An 18,310-nucleotide genomic window follows, 5' to 3' on the forward strand; every position below is an offset into this window, starting at 1 on the left:
ACCGCGTTACATCAGAATTTCAGTGCGTTAGCGATATCTTCTTCGCTCTCTTCTTCATCAATGACGGTCTGTGCTTTGTTGGAAATCACCACGAATGGCAGATAAACCAGCACCGAGATCCCAAGGTTGAAGAGTGCGAGCAACAGTGCGGCGATGCTGCCGTTGGTGTTAAAGAACGCGCCCAAACCGGTTGGCATCGTCCACGGCGCCAGGTTGGTGATAGGCGGGATAATCCCTAATCCGTACGCTGACATGGTGATGGCGGCCAGCAGGGGTTGAATCAGAATGAACGGGATGAACATCACCGGGTTCATGATGATTGGCAGACCAAACAGAATCGGTTCGTTAATCTGGAAGATACCGGATGGCAGCGCCAGCTTCGCAACCTGACGATGGTCTGCACGACGAGACGCGATGAAGATGGCGATAATCAGACCCAACGTCGCACCGGTACCGCCGAGGAAGATGTAGGAATCCAGCATCGGCTTGGCCCACATATGGAAGGTCTTGCCTGCTGCCAGCGCCGCATCAACGGAACCGTACTGTTGGTAAATCGCGATATTTTCCAGCGCCCATGGGGTCATGATGCCGTTATCAAGCGCGGTGAGCGCCAGAGAACCGTGCACACCGAAGAACCACAGCAGCGAGGTAAAGATGACATAGGCCCAACCGACCACGGCACCCATCGACGCCAGCGGCGTAGAGATGGAATCCATGATTATCTGGTGGAAGTTGGTCTGCCAGTGGGTCAGAGCCCAGGCGATCACCCCAAAGATGGACAAAATAATGAAACCAGGAATAACCGCAGAGAACGAGCGCGACACGGAGTCCGGAACGCTGTCTGGCAGTTTAATGACCCAGTTGCGACGCACGATAAAGGTGAACATTTCCGCCACCACCAGGCCGATAACTATCCCGGAGATGATGTTTGCCCCACCCAACCAGTTCGCGCCGACGGCATAGGCTTCGCCCACGCTGTACGGGGTCACGGTCATAAAGGCCGCCACGGATAACAGACCCGCAGCGAACGGATCCACTTTTCGTTCTTCAGCTAACGCCATGCCTATGAAAAAAGGCGCCATCAGCGACATAATGCCCAACGTACCGTTGTACACGTTGCCGCCGATGGCTTTAAAACCATTCAGGGTCTCAATGGTGGAAGCGTCTAACCGAATGCCCATAGAATAGAAAAACGAGCCTTCGCCAAAACTTAAAAACACGTTATTGATTAAAACGAACATGGCCCCTGCGAGGGTCAGTGGCATTAATTTAATAAAGCCATTTTTAATCGCATTAACGTGCGGCTGCTTTCCTATTTTGACAGCAAAAGGAAGGAGTACCTTTTCAAGAGAGCTAATAACTTTACTCATAGAAAATACCCTTAAAGGCCGCAATAAAATATTACGGCGTTTGTGTGTGAAATTACTCTTTGACGGGAAAATTAAATCAAATTTAAAAAATTATTGCGCTGCAGCTTTCTTAATGGCGGCGACAGCGGCTTTAAGTACACCTAAACCATCTACTTTGCCATACAAAATAGAATCGATAACTTCAACCGGTTTATTTGGCAACTGGCGCTGGATTTCCGGCAGCATATAAGCGATTTGCGGGCCCAGTAATACGACGTCGGCGTTGACACCTTTTTCACCCGCGAGGGTTTCAGGGAAAGCTTCAATAACGACCGGTACTTCGTACTTCTCAGCCTGTGCGCGCATTTTCGACACCAACAAAGAGGTGGACATGCCCGCAGAACAGAATAAGTAGATATGTTTCTTTTCCATACTCGCTTCCTCAATAGGTATTTACTGACCGCCGCCGGGTGATTCATCCAGTACTCAACGGGGCGGGCTTATGACGGTAACGAATTGTTACTTTGTGTTTGTGAGGTGAGTATACGGCATCGGAAAGACGCAAGATAATTCCTGGTGGACCTAAATTGTCTCTCATTGACCTTCGGTTATGACTACCCTCACATTTTGGCCAAATAATTCGCGCAATTAAATAAGCGGCAGCAGGCAATAAAAAGCCCGGCCAGATGGCCGGGCTTGCTCAGGACTCAGCTAAATGTGTGAGTTGATTACTTCGCAGTCTGTGGGTCAGTGTCGTACTCTGCACAGGTCTGATAGCCAGAATTGATCACATGACCGGTGTCATCCAGCGCAACGAAATAGGTTTGTGCTTTACCATCACGTTGACCCAGGATGTAGGTCTGGCAAGTACCACGGGCATGAACCATGGTGATTTCTGATGAAGGCTTACCGGCAACTTGCAGAACCTGATCGCGGCTCATGCCTTTTTTAACGTCTTTCACCACTGGCTGGGTGAACTGGTCCTGCGTACGGTCGTACGCGGTACAACCCGCCAACATGGTCAGTACTGCTGCTGCACCTAAGATTCCCGCTACATTCTTGTTCATACATCGTCCTCTTTTTTTTTACTCAAAATAATTCGCGTTGTTGGCAGGCGGCAAACCTGTAAGTCCCCAGGAGCATAGAAAACTCTATGACTGGGGCGCACAGGTGCAGCCAACGCACCAACAACGTGAAGTATGAAGAGTTATCAGTGTGTTATAAGCCTGGAATAAATAATGCTATTTATCAACCCAAGAGGCAAACTGAGTTAACTTTCAGATAATTCTAGTAATAAAGCGATATCCTGCTGAATCGCGGCATTTTAAGGCAGTCAAAAATGTGATCCTTGTCGTTTTCTCGGCAAAGAGGTAGCTTTAGCAGATAGAAGACAACCTTTTTTGGGAGGGGTAAATGGCTCTGCAACAAGAGATTATTGAGGCGCTCGGCGTTAAGCCGCAGGTCAACAGCGAAGCAGAAATTCGCCGCAGCGTGGATTTTCTGAAGTCGTATCTCACCACCTATCCGTTTATTAAGTCACTGGTGCTGGGCATCAGCGGCGGGCAGGACTCTACGCTCACCGGTAAACTGTGCCAGATGGCCATCAGTGAACTGCGCAAAGAAAACGGTGACGACAGCCTGGAATTTATCGCCGTGCGCCTGCCGTTTGGCGTTCAGGCCGATGAACAGGATTGTCAGGATGCCATCGCATTCATTCAGCCGGATCGCGTGCTGACGGTTAACATCAAAGGTGCGGTGCTGGCGAGTGAACAGGCGCTGCGTGAAGCGGGTATTGAACTCAGCGATTTCGTGCGCGGCAATGAAAAAGCCCGTGAACGCATGAAAGCGCAGTACAGCATTGCCGGAATGACCAAAGGCGTGGTGGTTGGCACCGATCACGCGGCCGAAGCGGTGACCGGGTTCTTCACCAAATACGGCGACGGCGGCACCGACATCAACCCAATTTTCCGCCTCAACAAACGCCAGGGCAAACAGCTGTTAGCCACTCTCGGCTGCCCGGAGCATCTGTATCAGAAAGCCCCGACTGCCGACCTGGAAGATGACCGCCCTTCTCTGCCGGACGAAGCCGCGCTTGGCGTTACTTATGAAAATATTGACGATTATCTGGAAGGCAAACCGGTCGACGCAGGCACCGCCCGCATCATCGAAGGCTGGTACCTGAAAACCGAACATAAACGTCGGCCACCGATCACCGTTTTCGACGATTTCTGGAAGCGTTAATACGCCACCCTCGCCGGGTAACGTTTGTTTACCCGGCGACTTTTTGCTGATTTTTTCACCTTTTTCATCCAGCGCAACGCTGCTATACTGTTCGGATAAACAGTATCAGGAGTCAATGTGGCCAGGCGTCAATCCGCCCCGCGTCTTGAATTTGAAGCGGCGGCAATCTACGAATATCCCGAACATCTGCGTCCGTCGCTGGAAGCGCTGCCTTCCCTGCCCGGCGTATACACCTTTCATGGCGATAGCGATACGCTGCCGCTGTATATCGGGAAAAGCATCAACCTGAGAAGCCGTATTCTCTCGCATCTGCGTACGCCCGACGAAGCCGCCATGCTGCGTCAGTCGCGGCGAATCAGCTGGGTGCGTACGGCGGGCGAAGTCGGCGCATTATTACTCGAAGCGAAACTCATCAAAGAGCAGCAACCGCTGTTTAACAAACGCCTGCGCCGCAATCGTCAGTTGTGCTCGCTGCTGTTAAACGGTACTCAGCCGCAGGTGGTGTACGCCAAAGAGATTGATTTCGCCCATCAGCCGGGGCTGTACGGCTTATTCACCAACCGCCGGGCGGCGCTCCAGGCGCTGCAAACCATCGCCGATGAACATCAGCTGTGTTACGGATTACTGGGGCTTGAAGCCGTCACCCGCGGGCGCGGATGTTTTCGTTCTGCGCTGAAACGCTGCGCCGGAGCGTGCTGTGGGAAAGAGAGCGTAGAAGCGCACCACCAGCGTTTGCTGGCGGCGCTGGCAAAATTGCAGCTGAATTGCTGGCCCTGGCGCGGGCCGATTGCGATGAAAGAGGATGCGGCGGATATGACCGAGTATCACATCATCCACAACTGGCTGTGGCTCGGTTCAGTCACCAGTCTTTCTGCCGCTGACGCGCTGCGCCGTTTACCCGCCGGGTTCGATCATGACGGGTATAAAATTCTCTGCAAGCCGCTGTTAACCGGCCAGGCTGAGATCATCGACCTGGCTGACCGCCGTTAGCGGCCACGCCGGGTTCCAGCTGATGGCGCTATAAAGGATTTTTCCTTCGTCTTTCAGCAGGCGAATAGTGTGATGTTCGTCCTGCCAGCACGCGCCTTGATCGGCAGTCAGCAGTTTGTCCCCCAATTGCCACGCCCCGCTCAGCACCAGCACCATGCCACCGCGCGCGCCAAAGGTGGTGAACGTCCGGTCAGCGACGCGCACTTTGGCCTGACAGCGTTCGCGTCGGGTCATGATATTGAGATCCATCGACATTTGCCCTTCAGAAAGCTGCGCCCGCACCGTTTGCTCTCCGGAGAAACGGAACGGCTGGAATCGCTTTAAGGTGTGATGGAACGCGTTCCCGCCGTCGAGCGTCACTTCGCCGCCTTCGAGCAGCGTTATCACCCTGTCCACGCCGGGGAATGCAGAAAACTCACCGCTGCCCGCAATCGACGCGATACTGGCACGCCAGTTGAAATCACGGGTGGCAGGCGGAAAACAGCAAAGTTCACGGGTTTCGCCCGCGCCATTTTTCCACAGACTGACCGGCATTTTGCGGATATCAAAGTATTCCATCATCACTCCTGAAGAACGACTCAGGCTGCTACGACGGCAGCCATGTTTATTATCTTTTTTTCACGACACACGGAGTATCGGCAGAAGGCACGAAGAGCCTTAGTGGCTTTATGCACTTATTGCGATAAAAGACCCGTAACGATTTGATATGCGTGAAGAAAGAGTCAACGGATGTGCGAGGAGAATAGCGGGAATGTGGCAACGGGCAAAGGAACAATAAAGAAAAACCGCCGGTCCTGCCCACCGCCTGTTATGGGCGTGTGGGCAAGACCGGCGGTCTTTAAGTCAGCTCGGCTGGAATTACTCAGCAGATGACTGCATCTTACCTTCTGGCGCGTGACGTTCTGTCAGACGCTTCTCAAAATTGGCATTAAATTGCTTTTTCTGTTCCGGGGTCAAGATGTTGTAGATCTTGTTCTGCGTTTCCATACGGGAAACCGCCATGTCTTTATGCTGGGCTTCCATTTTGGTCACCATCTCTTCGGCTTTCGCTTTATCGAAGGAATCGCTGGCAATCAGATTATGCATGGCACGACGTTCGTCGAGGGACGGACGCTGCATTTTGCCGCGCTGCTCTTTCATGATGTCGCGGATCTGCTGTTTCTGCGCGTCGGTCAGGTTCAGGCCTTTAAACATCATGTCGTGATGCATGCCCGGCTTGCCTTTATGGTGCATCATCGGCGCGCTTTCAGTGGTAGTGGTCGTCGTGTCTGCGGCGTGAGCCAGGTTAGCAGCGCCCAGAGCCAGGGTAGAAGCGATAATCAGAGCAGTTGTCATCTTTTTCATAATATGTTCCTTACTTTCAGTTATTTTCTACGGCGCATTGCCGTGTTGACGAGATTAACTTTACGGGGTTTAACGTCAATTAGTCAGAGCAAGCGTAAAACAGTGAAAGTATAAAAAGCAATTTTTCGTCAATTGTGGAGGAAATAAGGAAAAAGTGTGGAGAGTTGCAAGAGGAAATAGATAACTGGCTGTTCTGGAAGAGATTATGAAGAAGTCTAACGCAATCCTGATTAATTAAAAAGCGGTTTATAAGAATACTCCGCAATTTCCGCTGTAAACACGTTTCGCCTAACAAATAAAAAGGCGGCGATGAAGGACATTCCCTGCCGCCGTTAATGGATTCAGTCTTCGCGTACCAGCATCAATCCGGCCCGAAGCCCAGGCGCGACGTTCGGATTGGGAAACAGCACATACTCAGGGTCATGCTTCGCCAACCAGCGCGTACCGCCCTCTTCCGCCAGCAGCGTGCCTGCGGGGAAAGCCGTGAAATTCAGCGTCTCAGCGGACATATGCAACTGGAAACTATCGTCGTGGCGGGTGATTTGCTGTGCAACACGATATTTCAGCGGCAGCGGCGCGGACGCTATCTCCCCGCCAAGCAGCTGCGCCAGCGCAGTTTGCGTGGCCGTAAACTGGCTTAAATCGTTGTGGCCAAACGGCAGCGCCTTGCCAAGCTCCAGCGTGCAGGCGAACGCGCTAAAGCGCTCGGTGCTGTAATGGGTAAACGTGCCGCCGGGGCTTTGATGGAACACCAGCGCCTCCAGCCCTGCTGCACCAAGCCAATGCAGGAAGGTATCGTCCCATGGCTCTTTGCGCATCGGCAGCACGCCAAAGCGCACATGATGCGAGCCGCGAATAGCGGTGTGCATATCGAGATGCCAGCGCAGGGAATCCAGCGGTTGCCAGAACTGGGACAGCGCGTGCTCGAGCCGCGCCGCGCGGGCCGTTTCCAGCGACGGGACAAACTCATGCCAGCGCCCGCCGAACATCCGGTTCATATCACTGTGCAGATAACGCTTATTGTCCACCAGCGCCGGGGGATTCCCCAACACCAGCAGCACCCGCCAGCTCAGCACTATCTCCCCGGTGAACAACCCGTTCAGCAGCGTATCAACCATTTCTACCGGCGCGGTTTCATTGCCGTGAATGCCCGCCGACAGCACCAGCGCCCGGGAACAGCTCGCGAACGGCGTCAGCTCCAGAATGCCGCGCTCGTGCCATTGCCAGTGAAACTGCGCCGTTTCGCCCCGCGTCTGCGCCGGGTTATCACCCGAAAGCGTCAGCGCCAGAAAGTCCTTCATCCTGCCTCCTTTACTGCTGGAACGGATACACCGAACCGAGATCCAGAATTTGCGTCAGCTGATCCAGCGCCTCGCGCCCTTCGCGCAGCAGCTGCGGGTCAGCCAAATCCGCCTGGGTCAGACGGTCGCGATAATATCTGTCGACCCAGGTATTCAGCGTATCGAACAACGCATCATTCATCAGTACCGACGGATTCACGGCCTGAAGCTCGGCCTCGTTCAGCACCACGCGCAGGCGTAAACATGCCGGGCCGCCGCCGTTGGCCATGCTTTCACGCAGGTCAAACACCTTCAGTTCGTTAATCGGGTTGTCCTGCGCCAGCACATCATTCAGATACGACCACACGCCCTGATGCTCTCGCGACTCCTGCGGCAGGACCAGCATCATGCTGCCATCGGGCTTGCTGAGCAGCTGGCTGTTAAACAGATACGTCGAGACTGCATCGTTCACCGACACGCGAGATGTCGGCACTTCCACCGGCGTGAAGCCCGGCACGCGCTCACGCAGCTGGGCCAATAATTGCGGCTGATTCAGAAATGCCTGTTGATGGCAGAACAGCACCTGACGGTTACTGACCGCAATCACATCGTTATGGAACACACCCTGGTCGATCACTTCCGGGTTCTGCTGCGCAAAAATAACCTGCTGCGGATTGACCTGATTGAGTCGGGCCACGGCCTGGCTGGCCTCCAGCGTCTGACGGGCCGGATAGCGCTGCGGCTGCTGCGGGCCGCCCTCTTCACGCCCGTACACGAACATTTGCAGGCCCGGCTGAGGGTAATCGCCGCCGAGACGGTTATGGTTCGCCGCCCCTTCGTCGCCAAACATCGCCACCTGCGGCAATGCGCCGTGAACGGCAAACACCTGCTCATTAGTGAAAATCGCCCGCAATACCGCTTCGGTGGTCGGGGCTTCGCTGGCGCGGTGGAATTTGTTATTCAGATTCGCCACTGTCAGATGCACTTTGCCATCCAGCGCATCGGCTGACGGGCACACCGTCGCGGCATTCGCCACCCACATCGACGAAGCCGAACTCACGGCGGATAACAGCTGCGGTGACTGGGCCGCCGCTTTTTCGATGACCTGCTCATCGCTGCCGGTAAAGCCAAGCTGGCGCAGCAGCGGCACGTTCGGGCGCTCCTGCGGCGGCAGCACGGCCTGTTTATAACCGAGATCCGCCAGGGCCTTCATCTTCAGCAGGCCCTGTTTCGCCGCCAGTTGCGGGTTCGACACGCGGAAACGGTGCTTCGTCGAGGCCTCATTACCGAACGACAGCCCGGCGTAGTGGTGCGTCAGCCCCGGCAGCCCGTCAAAGTTCACTTCCCAGGCTTTCATGATTTCACCTCAGCGGAAAAATCGAGGCCCGGATTGAGCGTGCCCGGCAGACTTAACCCCGGCGATTCCAGGCTGGCCATCGGCCACGCGCAGTAATCCGCGGCGTACCATGCACCTGGACGATGGTTGCCGGAAGCCCCCACGCCGCCGAACGGGGCCGTACTCGCCGCGCCGGTCAGCGGTTTATTCCAGTTGACGATCCCCGCGCGCGCTTCCAGCAGCAGCCGATCAAACTTCTCACGCTCGGCAGACACCAGCCCGCACGAGAGGCCGTAACGGGTGTTATTCGCCAGGGCAATCGCGTCGTCAAAGGTGTCGTAACGCCAGACGCACAGCAGCGGGCCAAACACTTCTTCATCCGCCACGTTTTTCACCTCGGTCATGTCAACAATGCCCGGCGCCACCAACGACGTGCCAGGTTGCAGCAAACGCGGCTCCAGCAGCGACACACCGCCGTTGGCAACGTGTTGCAGCCAGGCGGTACGCACATTCTGCGCAGCCTGTTCGGAAATCAGGCCGCCGATAAACGGTTGCGGCTCAGCGTCCCAGCTGTCAGGCACGATCCGACGAGTGACCTCCACCAGACGTTTCAGGAACGCGTCCCCGGCTTCACCGCGTTTCACCAGCAGACGACGGGCGCAGGTGCAGCGCTGTCCGGCGGTGATAAACGCCGATTGCACCGCCACGTGAACCGCGGCATCAATGTCCTGCGGTTCATCGACAATCAGCGGATTATTGCCGCCCATTTCCAGCGCCAGAATTTTCTGCGGCTGGCCCGCCAGCTGGCGATGCAGCGTAAAACCGGTATTCGAGCTGCCGGTAAATAGCAGCCCGTCGAGATCGGCCTGCCCGCTTAACGCTTCACCGACCGCACGCCCGCCCTGAATCAGGTTCAGCACGCCCGCCGGTAAGCCCGCCTGCTGCCACAGTTTCACCACCGCTTCGCCGCTCATCGGCGTTAACTCGCTTGGCTTGAAAACCACGGTATTGCCCGCCAGCAACGCTGGAACGATGTGCCCGTTCGGCAAATGGCCAGGGAAGTTATACGGGCCGAATACTGCCAGCACGCCGTGTGGACGGTGGCGCAGCGTGGCCGCGCCGTCAGGCATCGGCGTTTCCTGTTCGCCGGTGCGGCTGTGATAGCCCTTCACCGAAATGGCAATTTTGTTGATCATCGCGCCGATTTCCGTCGCCGCTTCCCAGCGCGGTTTGCCGGTTTCGCGGGCGATAACCTCAGTCAGCGCCTCTTTATTGCTTTCCAGCAGCGCGGCAAATTTCTCAGCAATCTGCTGCCGCGCGCTGAACGGTTGTTTTGCCCAGGCCGGGAACGCCGCGCGGGCGGCTTTTACCGCCTCGCTCACCTGTTGTGCATCGGCGTCGTTGCCCTGCCACACCGCTTCGTGGGTGACCGGATTGGTTTTGCTGCGTGCCTCTGCGCGCCCGGCGACCCAATCGCCATTGATCCATAAACTCATGCTTTTTTCTCCTCAGGGCAAAGACGAACCAACCGCACGCGGTCGCCCGCATGGCATTTCAGGGCATCGAGCTGTTTCGCGCTCAGCAACAGTTTGTCGGTGTGCGGGTCAGCCTGTACCAGCATCGCGCGGTAGTGCTGATACTGCTCGTTGGCGACCAGACAAGTCGGCAATTCACCCGGCCCTGGCTGGCCTTCACCCACTTCCACCAGACGACTTTTGCGAATCGCCCGCACCCGGTCGATATCACACTCCAGCGTCGGGCCGCCGTCGAAAATGTCGACGTAGTTACGGTAACGGAACCCTTCTTTTTCCAGCACCGCCCGCGCGGGTGCGGTTTGCGGGTGGACTTCACCAATCACCGCCCGCGCTTCCTCTGAGAGGAAATCCGTGTAAATCGGGTGTTTCGGCATCAGTTCGGCGATAAAGGCTTTTTGCCCGGTGCCGCACAGGTAATCCGCGCGGGCAAACGGCATTGAGAAGAAACGCTGGCCGAGGCTTTCCCAGAACGGGGAGTAGCCGTGCTCGTCGATCACGCCGCGCATCTCCGCCACCACTTTGTCATTAAAGCGGTCACGGAAGGCGGCCATAAACAGGAATCGGGATTTCGACAGCAGGTAGCCGTTGCCCTCTTTGCGCCATTCCGGGTCAAGGAACAGCGTGCAGAGTTCGCTGCTGCCGGTGTGATCGTTACTCAGAAACAGCGTTGGCAACGCGTTGTAAACGTTCAGCTCTTTCGACGCGTGCACCTGGGTGCCGACGCGATAGTTGTACCAGGAATCATGCAGACCGACCGCGACCTCAATGGCGCAAATCCCCGCCACTTGGCCGGTGGACGTATCCTCCAGCACGAAAACGTAGCCCTGCTCGCCTTTTTCCAGGCTGCCATTCCAGGTGTTAATCGAGCGTTCAATGCGCGCCGACAGCGTGGTTTCATCGGCAGGAAGCGACGTTAAACCGCCGCCGGTTTTCCCTGCAAGCGCCAGCAGGCCGGGCAAATCCTCATGTCCGACCGGACGGATCACCATCATGATGACACCTCGGAGACAAAGCGTTCGCAGGTTTTGGCGAAGCGGTCGAGACCGGCCTTCACCTCTGCTTCGCTGATAATCAACGCGGGTGCAAAGCGCACCACGTTGGCCCCGGCGATCAGCACCATCAGCCCATTTTCGGCGGCAAGTTGGCTAATCTGTTTGGCTTTTCCGGCGTATTCCGCTTTCAGCACGCAGCCGATCAGCAAGCCCATGCCGCGCACCTCATCGAACAAACTGAACTGGGCGTTGATAGCGGTCAGACGTTCGGTAAACCACTGGTTGCGCTGCTTCACGCCGTTCAGCACGTCATGGGTATTAATAATAGAAAGCACTTCCCCGGCTACCGCGCAGGCCAGCGGGTTGCCGCCGTAGGTAGTGCCGTGGGTGCCGACAGTCATCACGCGGGAAAATTCCTCGCGGGTCAGCAGCGCGCCAATCGGGAAACCGCCGCCGAGCGCTTTCGCCGTCGACAGCGCATCCGGCGTCACGCCGTAATGCATATAGGCGTACAGTTCGCCGGTGCGGCCCACGCCGGTTTGCACTTCGTCAAAGATCAGCAGCGCATTGTGGCGGTCGCACAGTTCGCGCAATTCTTTCAGGAACGCTGGCGTGGCAGGCACCACGCCGCCTTCGCCCTGAATCGGCTCGACAATCACCGCGCAGGTATCGTCGTTGATCAGCGCTCTCGCCGAGTCGATATCGTTATAAATGGCGTGCTGAATTTGCGGCGGCAGCGGCGCGAAATCCTGCGAATAGGAAGGCTGTCCGCCCGCGCTGACGGTAAACAGCGTGCGGCCGTGGAAGGCGTTTTTGAAGGCCACGATACCGCTTTTCTGCGGGCCAAATTTGTCGTGGGCGTATTTACGCGCCAGCTTCAGCGCCGCTTCGTTGGCTTCCGCCCCGGAGTTACAGAAAAACACTTTGTCGGCAAAGGTGGCGTCAATCAGCTGTTTTGCGAGCTTCAACACTGGCTCGTTGCTGTAGCCGTTGCCGGTATGCCAGAACTTTCCGGCTTGTTCGGTCAGGGCGCGAACCATCGCCGGATGCGCATGGCCCAGGGCGTTCACTGCGATCCCGCCTGCAAAATCAATGTACTCTTTGCCCTGCTGATCCCACAGGCGAGACCCTTCTCCACGTACCGGAATAAAAGGCGCCGGGGCGTAAACCGGCATCATCCAATCGTCAAAATTTGAACGCGTAACTGACTGAGACATAGCAACCTCTTCTTCCGGTAAACACAACGTTATTGTGATGTTAATAAATGTGAGCGCTTGTGCTGTAAATGTATATTGCAGGCATCGTGCCAGCCAGCGACAAAAGTGCATAAACGGAAGTGGGTAACTGAATATCAATGACTTACAACGTATCGCTATTCACCATTAATGCATATAAAGTGAATAGAAACCGATTTCAGCGCCATTAGAAGCACTAATAAGGGCAACATTATGCATTAGTAAATCTTAATTCGTGATTTGTGAGGGCTGCGACATTTGTCGTAAATTTCCGCCCCAAAACGGGGCGTCGTGCGCCAAAATGGCGCATCGCTGGAGGATAAATCGGTCATTAAAACGCCAGGCCGCCATTCCGTTTGCCCCTGTCGAACCTTGTTTGTCGCCCTTCTCCCGCTGCACTACGCTCAAAAGGTTTAATTCACTGGCACCCGGCGAGGAACCCTATGCGGCGTTTTGATGCGGTACTGATTGGCGCGGGCCAGGCGGCCCCGTCTTTGGCGGTTGAACTGGCGGCGCGCGGTCAGCACGTCGCCATGATTGAAGGCAATATGTTTGGCGGTACCTGCGTCAACTTCGGCTGCACCCCGACCAAAACCCTGCGTAAATCCGCGCGGGTGGCGCACATGGCGCGTCGGGCTGCGGAATTTGGGGTGAACACCGGGCCGGTGAGCGTTGATTTTTCCGCGGCGATGGCGCGGATGCGCGCCCGAGTGGAGACCTCGCGCAGCGGGCTGATCCAGTGGCTGGAAGGCACCGACAACGTGGAAACGATCCACGGCTGGGCGCGTTTTATCGGGCGCGACGCCGAGCGTTTTCTGCTTGAGGTCAACGGCGAAACGCTGTCTGCCGCGCAGGTATATCTCAATCCCGGCACCCGGGCGTTTATCCCGTCGCTTCCCGGCCTGGAAAGCGTGCCGTATCTCGATAACGCCAGTCTGCTGGCGCTGACTGAATGCCCGAAGCATCTGGTTATTCTCGGGGCCAGCTATATCGGGCTGGAGCTGGGGCAAATCTTTCGCCGCCTTGGCGCGGAGGTGTCGATTATTCACCGTGCAGATCGCATTGCCGAGCGTGAAGACGCCGACGTCAGCGAGCACATTACCGATTTCCTGCGCGATGAAGGGATTACGTTTTATCTCAACAGCAGCATACAAAGCCTGGCACCCGCCGCAGACGGGCTGAGCGTTCAGCTCGCGGACGGCCATGAATTTAGCGCCAGCCATCTGTTAATCGCCACGGGCCGCCAGCCTAATACAGAACGACTGAATCTCGAGACCGTCGGGATAGAAACCGACGCGCGCGGGTTTATTCGCACCGATGCGCATTTCAATACCAACGTCGCAGGCATAAAAGCGCTGGGCGATATCAACGGGCGTGGCGCGTTCACCCACACCAGCTATCACGATTTCCAGATTGTGCTGTCGGAAATTGACGGCCAGCAACCGGACGGCCAATGGCACGACGCCGACCGGCGCGTACTGAGTTACGCCATGTTTACCGACCCACCGCTGGGCCGGGTGGGCATTACGCTGGCGCAGGCTCGGGAACAGGTGAAACAAGGGGCGCAAATCCTGGTGGCCGATTTCAACATGGCCGACGTCAGCCGGGCCAAAGAAGAGAGCGAAACCTACGGCATGATGCGCCTGATTGTTGATGCGCAAAGCGAGCGCTTCCTCGGCGCGGCGATCCTCGGTATCGGCGGGGATGAAATCATCTCGGTGATTTCCAACTATATGGCCACCGGGGCCAGCTACCGCCAGATGCTCCAGGCGCTGCCCGTGCACCCCACCGTGGCGGAGTTTTTCCCGACGGTGTTGGCGAGGCTTAAACCGCTGAGCTGAAAACAAGATGAGGGCCGATTATATTGGCATGAATGTTTGGGGTATTCTCTGGGTCCATTGCTCTGGACGGAACTGGCCTGACGCCTTGTCATCAAAGTTTAGGCTCGGCTGGCTGTTTACTTATCTTTGTTGAAAGACCGGTTTGTGCTGTGAGTTCAACTGATGGACGCAATTTGCATTAAGAGCATCATTAACAGATGTCACTTCCCCTAAAGATTTTAATTAATTGTGTCCAATATGACTCTTAGCTTTTGCTTATGAAGCGTTCACAAAAAACTGATATTTCAAAAGCAATTGATTGGTTAAAACCTTACAATATCAATGAGTTAATTTAAAATATAAAATCTAGCTACCATGCATGTTGAGAAAATGATATAAAAATAAACCTAAGATCCCCCTACGAATGTGGTTTTTTGTGTCAGCATGTACGTTAAAGGTTTGTGACATTACCCTGTATGCTTTAAGTCATCGAAAAATATAACTTCTCTCGTTAGTTATGGCAGATTGGAGCCTTGAAAGCCAATCAAGAGGACTTGAAAACATATTATTTGCAAGGAGTTTATAGTGTCTTTGTCTTTATTGAAACCCAATAAAATTCATTTCCTTATAGGTGAAAATGGTGTAGGAAAAAGTCTTTTGCTCGGTAAGCTATCTTCAGAGATAGCTTACCAGCACCCTAAAGAAAGTATAATAGCCATTGCTAATACTCTTCAGAATAAATTCCCAACCTTAAGGATTAGAAATTACTTTAGATTATCATCTAATAAAATCAGATTTGCAGAAGACGCCATTTTACAAGCATTTATTGCTTACTCGAAAAACCGTGAAAACCATCAAATAATAAATTTATTAAGGAACACTCTTAGTTATATAGGGTATTCCGAAAAAATGATCCTTTCCTTCAAGATTAAACGACAAATTGATTTTAAACAGCTAATCTATTCGATGGATTACATTAAATCAGTTGAAGATGGCGAAGCTGATAAAATTTACAACTTCATCACAAACTTAATTAAAAAACATGATGGGCGCGGAAGCTATAAAAATGACTATGTGAAGGTAATTCATGAAATAGATTTGGTAGACTTCATTTATGATTTAAATTCTGAATCTATTTTAACATTACTTGAGCATAAATATCACTTAAAAAAACACAAAGTAGTTTATGATATAAACATTGCCATTTCAAAAGATACGGATTGGTTGAGTTTGAATGATGCCAGTTCAGGTGAATTGGCACTCCTAACTACTATGGCGCATATATCAACATATATTAGTCATAATGCTTTCATACTTATCGATGAGCCTGAGAATAGTTTACATCCAAGATGGCAAAGAGAATATGTCAATCATTTGTACAATATGTTTTATCAGTTCGAACCGAAAATAATTTTAGCAACGCATTCGCCCATTGTTGTTTCAGGCGCATTTGAATCTGATTTAGCACCTTCAATCTATGAAGTTAAAAATGCAGAAATACATCGCTTCCGTGAGGCGAGTACAACTAACGTAGAAGAGATTTTATTGGAAGTTTTTCAATTACTTACATCAGAGAATAGATTCTTCAGTTTTAAAGTAAATAAAATCATAAATGAATATATAAGCGGGGAGATTAGTTATGTTGAAATAAAAAAACAGATCGATAGGCTAAGACAGTTATCCTCGGATAAAAATCAAATCAAGATCATTGACGCCATACCTAATATAATAAAAAAAATAGTAACAAAAAAAGGTGACATCGATGAATAAGCTTAAATTCGATAGTAGCCATGTCAATGCAATCAAACAAGCCATCCGAGATGGAGGGGACATTTGGTATAATGCTTGCCTTAAGCCAGTTAAATCGAAAATAAAATCTCATTATCGCGGTGTAAAAAACAGATGTTGCTATTGTAGAAGACCTTTAAGAGGTGAATTTAACATGGTGATTGACATTGAGCATGTATTGCCTCAATCCCTATATAAAAAATATATGTTCTCAATGAAAAATTTAGGGATTGCATGCAAAAGATGCAATATGAGAATCAAAGGTAATAACATTGATTTTTTGAATGCACCATTCAAAAACAACAGACCTTTTCACAAAGAGAATTATAAGCTCATACATCCAGTATTAGATAACTACTCTAAAAACCTCAAAAGAATTGTGCTTGAGGAGGATGATCTGACATTTATTAAATATACAGTCATTAATGATAGCAACAAAGGAAAATATACTTATGATTTCTTCAAACTACATGAGTTTGAGGAAGATCAGATAAACAAAGCACAGGGAATGGAGATTGTGGAGAAATATATAATTTAACTATATTTTTTAGTCTAACCTTTCCTAAAGCACTCATTTCAGATGTTTTCGGTGATGGGAAAATTTGGGATTGAGTAAAGATGGATATACACATAGCCCTTTGGTACGGGCTGTTCGTTATTATTGTGATGAACTCTATGAGAAATTAGACCCGATTCATGCCAAACAGGAGTTTGATAATGAAATTATGACCTACTCTCCATTGTTTGCCTCAGAGTACTGTTAGCATGTCCGTGTCCGCTGCTCGCTCAAACCAGCCCCTTTGCCAGCGCAAACAACCTCCGGAAAAACACTTGTCCATCTCACCCCCATCACAGTAACCTCGCCCGGCACCTGCAACATCCGGTGCCTGGATTAGCCTCCAGAAAAACTTGGTGGAGACACAATGGCGGAATTACGCCATTGAATATTTCACTTGGTGTATGGAGTTCTACCTATGACCACCCTTCTTCCCCCAGCGTGCGATTTACTGACTATTCCTTTTAGCTCCTCCACCGATTTTCTCGATCTGGCTGACTGTTGCGACCGCTTTGCGGCAACCCTGATTGAATGCGATAGCGACGATAACGTTTATAAGTTGGCGTTGTTAGGCCGACTCAGCAGCTGCCTGGCATTGCTTGCCCCGACGCTGAACGATGCCATTCCGCCACATCTGGTTGAGCGACTGACTGTTGATAAACTGCCGGAGCCACAACCCTATTGCGACCCCGATCACGAGGCGCTTTGTGAGTACTGCCAGACGCTGACGCAGTTGTTGTCCCAGCAAGCATTGCTGCCTGATGCGGAAAGAACGTTACGCGCATTATTGTGCGAGCTGGTGTGGATGTTCGCGGCAGATATGAAAGCCCCGCGCTGGGAGCGTCAGTCAGCAGAACACTGATTGGATAAAGGAGGGGTTGTGCCAGCGCATCGAGTGGGCACAACCCCAATCGGACAACAGACGAGTCACACAGCGGAAATTCTGCTAACATCCGTGCATCATTCACCTTGCACAGTGGCAGCGACTATGAAATTTCTTTCTTTTAATATCAACGGCCTGCGCGCCCGCCCACACCAGCTACAAGCCATCGTCGATAAGCACCAGCCAGACGTTATCGGCCTGCAGGAAACCAAAGTTCACGACGACATGTTCCCGCTCGAAGATGTCGCGAAGCTCGGCTACAACGTGTTTTATCACGGGCAGAAAGGCCATTACGGCGTAGCACTGCTGACCAAAGAGACGCCGATCTCCGTGCGTCGCGGTTTCCCGGGCGACGATGAAGAGGCCCAGCGCCGCATCATCATGGCGGAAATCCCTTCCCCGTTTGGCAACGTCACGGTGATTAACGGCTACTTCCCGCAGGGTGAAAGCCGCGACCATCCGACCAAATTCCCGGCCAAACAGAAGTTCTACCAGGACTTGCAAAATTACCTCACCAGCGAGCTGAAGCCTGAGAACCCGGTTCTGATCATGGGCGACGTGAACATCAGCCCTACGGATCTGGACATCGGCATCGGGGAGGACAACCGCAAACGCTGGCTGCGCACCGGGAAGTGTTCATTCCTGCCGGAAGAGCGCGAGTGGATGGATCGCCTGGTTGGCTGGGGCCTGGTGGACACCTTCCGTCATGCGAACCCGGAAACGCAGGACCAGTTCTCGTGGTTTGACTACCGTTCAAAAGGATTTGATGACAACCGCGGCCTGCGTATCGACCTGCTGCTGGCGAGCCAGGGCCTGGCGCCGCACTGCATCGAAACCGGAATCGACTACGAAATCCGCAGCATGGAAAAACCATCCGACCACGCGCCAGTGTGGGCGACATTTAAGAAATAACGCCCCTTCGCCTGACGTTGTCGCCGACGTCAGGCGTTTTTGTCCAGAC

17 protein-coding genes are annotated in these 18,310 nt (G+C 53.1%); 7 read left to right on the forward strand and 10 right to left on the reverse strand.

The genetic code is table 11. The annotated features are described in order from the left end of the window. Positions 1-11: 11 nt before the first annotated feature. The 3 genes from chbC to osmE all read right to left on the reverse strand — a co-directional run bounded on the left by chbC (position 12) and on the right by osmE (position 2,416). A complete protein-coding gene (gene chbC, locus A8O29_RS13580; RefSeq protein WP_159465867.1) occupies positions 12-1,370 on the reverse strand; it encodes a PTS N,N'-diacetylchitobiose transporter subunit IIC in 1,359 nt (452 codons plus the stop codon). A gap of 90 nt (positions 1,371-1,460) precedes the next feature. Further along, the gene (gene chbB, locus A8O29_RS13585) at positions 1,461-1,781 is read right to left on the reverse strand and encodes a PTS N,N'-diacetylchitobiose transporter subunit IIB (RefSeq protein WP_110507890.1); all 321 of its coding nucleotides are present in this window, start codon (positions 1,779-1,781) and stop codon (positions 1,461-1,463) included. A 296-nt stretch (positions 1,782-2,077) separates the two neighbouring features. Next, a complete protein-coding gene (osmE, locus tag A8O29_RS13590) occupies positions 2,078-2,416 on the reverse strand; it encodes an osmotically-inducible lipoprotein OsmE (protein WP_125354810.1) in 339 nt (112 codons plus the stop codon). A 346-nt stretch (positions 2,417-2,762) separates the two neighbouring features. Here osmE and nadE point away from each other — a divergent pair, with 346 nt between their 5' ends. Both nadE and cho read left to right on the forward strand, forming a co-directional pair. Beyond that, a complete protein-coding gene (nadE, locus tag A8O29_RS13595; protein ID WP_125354811.1) occupies positions 2,763-3,590 on the forward strand; it encodes an ammonia-dependent NAD(+) synthetase in 828 nt (275 codons plus the stop codon). A 117-nt stretch (positions 3,591-3,707) separates the two neighbouring features. Continuing rightward, complete coding sequence (gene cho, locus A8O29_RS13600) at positions 3,708-4,580, forward strand: excinuclease Cho (RefSeq protein WP_125354812.1); 873 nt, start codon at positions 3,708-3,710, stop codon at positions 4,578-4,580. On the opposite strand, the gene ves is transcribed toward cho, so the two are convergent. The 7 genes from ves to astC all read right to left on the reverse strand — a co-directional run bounded on the left by ves (position 4,536) and on the right by astC (position 12,284). Beyond that, entirely contained in the window at positions 4,536-5,138 is a 603-nt protein-coding gene (gene ves, locus A8O29_RS13605; RefSeq protein ID WP_125354813.1) for an environmental stress-induced protein Ves, read from the reverse strand. The two genes, cho and ves, sit on opposite strands and share 45 nt — an antisense overlap. Before the next feature lie 300 nt (positions 5,139-5,438). Then, positions 5,439-5,924: an ATP-independent periplasmic protein-refolding chaperone Spy gene (gene spy, locus A8O29_RS13610; protein ID WP_125354814.1), complete on the reverse strand. Its 486-nt coding sequence runs from the start codon at positions 5,922-5,924 to the stop codon at positions 5,439-5,441. A 341-nt stretch (positions 5,925-6,265) separates the two neighbouring features. Continuing rightward, the gene (astE, locus tag A8O29_RS13615) at positions 6,266-7,225 is read right to left on the reverse strand and encodes a succinylglutamate desuccinylase (RefSeq protein WP_125354815.1); all 960 of its coding nucleotides are present in this window, start codon (positions 7,223-7,225) and stop codon (positions 6,266-6,268) included. 10 nt (positions 7,226-7,235) lie between these two features. After that, a complete protein-coding gene (astB, locus tag A8O29_RS13620; RefSeq protein WP_125354816.1) occupies positions 7,236-8,561 on the reverse strand; it encodes an N-succinylarginine dihydrolase in 1,326 nt (441 codons plus the stop codon). Beyond that, positions 8,558-10,036, reverse strand: coding sequence for a succinylglutamate-semialdehyde dehydrogenase (astD, locus tag A8O29_RS13625; protein ID WP_125354817.1), 1,479 nt, complete (start codon positions 10,034-10,036; stop codon positions 8,558-8,560). Before astD ends, astB begins: the two co-directional genes overlap by 4 nt. Then, positions 10,033-11,067, reverse strand: a complete 1,035-nt coding sequence (astA, locus tag A8O29_RS13630) for an arginine N-succinyltransferase (protein WP_125354818.1) — start codon at positions 11,065-11,067, stop codon at positions 10,033-10,035. The genes astD and astA overlap by 4 nt, the downstream gene beginning before the upstream one ends. Then, entirely contained in the window at positions 11,064-12,284 is a 1,221-nt protein-coding gene (gene astC, locus A8O29_RS13635) for a succinylornithine/acetylornithine transaminase (protein ID WP_125354819.1), read from the reverse strand. Before astC ends, astA begins: the two co-directional genes overlap by 4 nt. Before the next feature lie 461 nt (positions 12,285-12,745). On the opposite strand from astC, the gene A8O29_RS13640 reads away from it, so the two are divergent. The 5 genes from A8O29_RS13640 (at position 12,746) to xthA (ending at position 18,261) form a co-directional block, all read left to right on the forward strand. After that, a complete protein-coding gene (locus A8O29_RS13640) occupies positions 12,746-14,143 on the forward strand; it encodes a mercuric reductase (RefSeq protein ID WP_125354820.1) in 1,398 nt (465 codons plus the stop codon). A 564-nt stretch (positions 14,144-14,707) separates the two neighbouring features. After that, the gene (locus A8O29_RS13645; protein WP_168713871.1) at positions 14,708-15,892 is read left to right on the forward strand and encodes an AAA family ATPase; all 1,185 of its coding nucleotides are present in this window, start codon (positions 14,708-14,710) and stop codon (positions 15,890-15,892) included. Next, positions 15,885-16,448 carry an HNH endonuclease domain-containing protein gene (locus A8O29_RS13650; RefSeq protein WP_125354822.1) on the forward strand — a complete coding sequence of 188 codons (564 nt, stop codon included), beginning with the start codon at positions 15,885-15,887 and terminating at the stop codon, positions 16,446-16,448. The genes A8O29_RS13645 and A8O29_RS13650 overlap by 8 nt, the downstream gene beginning before the upstream one ends. 436 nt (positions 16,449-16,884) lie before the next feature. Beyond that, positions 16,885-17,328, forward strand: coding sequence for a hypothetical protein (locus tag A8O29_RS13655; protein ID WP_125354823.1), 444 nt, complete (start codon positions 16,885-16,887; stop codon positions 17,326-17,328). A 126-nt stretch (positions 17,329-17,454) separates the two neighbouring features. After that, positions 17,455-18,261: an exodeoxyribonuclease III gene (gene xthA, locus A8O29_RS13660; RefSeq protein ID WP_168713872.1), complete on the forward strand. Its 807-nt coding sequence runs from the start codon at positions 17,455-17,457 to the stop codon at positions 18,259-18,261. Positions 18,262-18,310: the final 49 nt, after the last annotated feature.

The sequence above is a fragment of the Scandinavium goeteborgense genome (assembly GCF_003935895.2).
GTDB lineage: Bacteria > Pseudomonadota > Gammaproteobacteria > Enterobacterales > Enterobacteriaceae > Scandinavium > Scandinavium goeteborgense.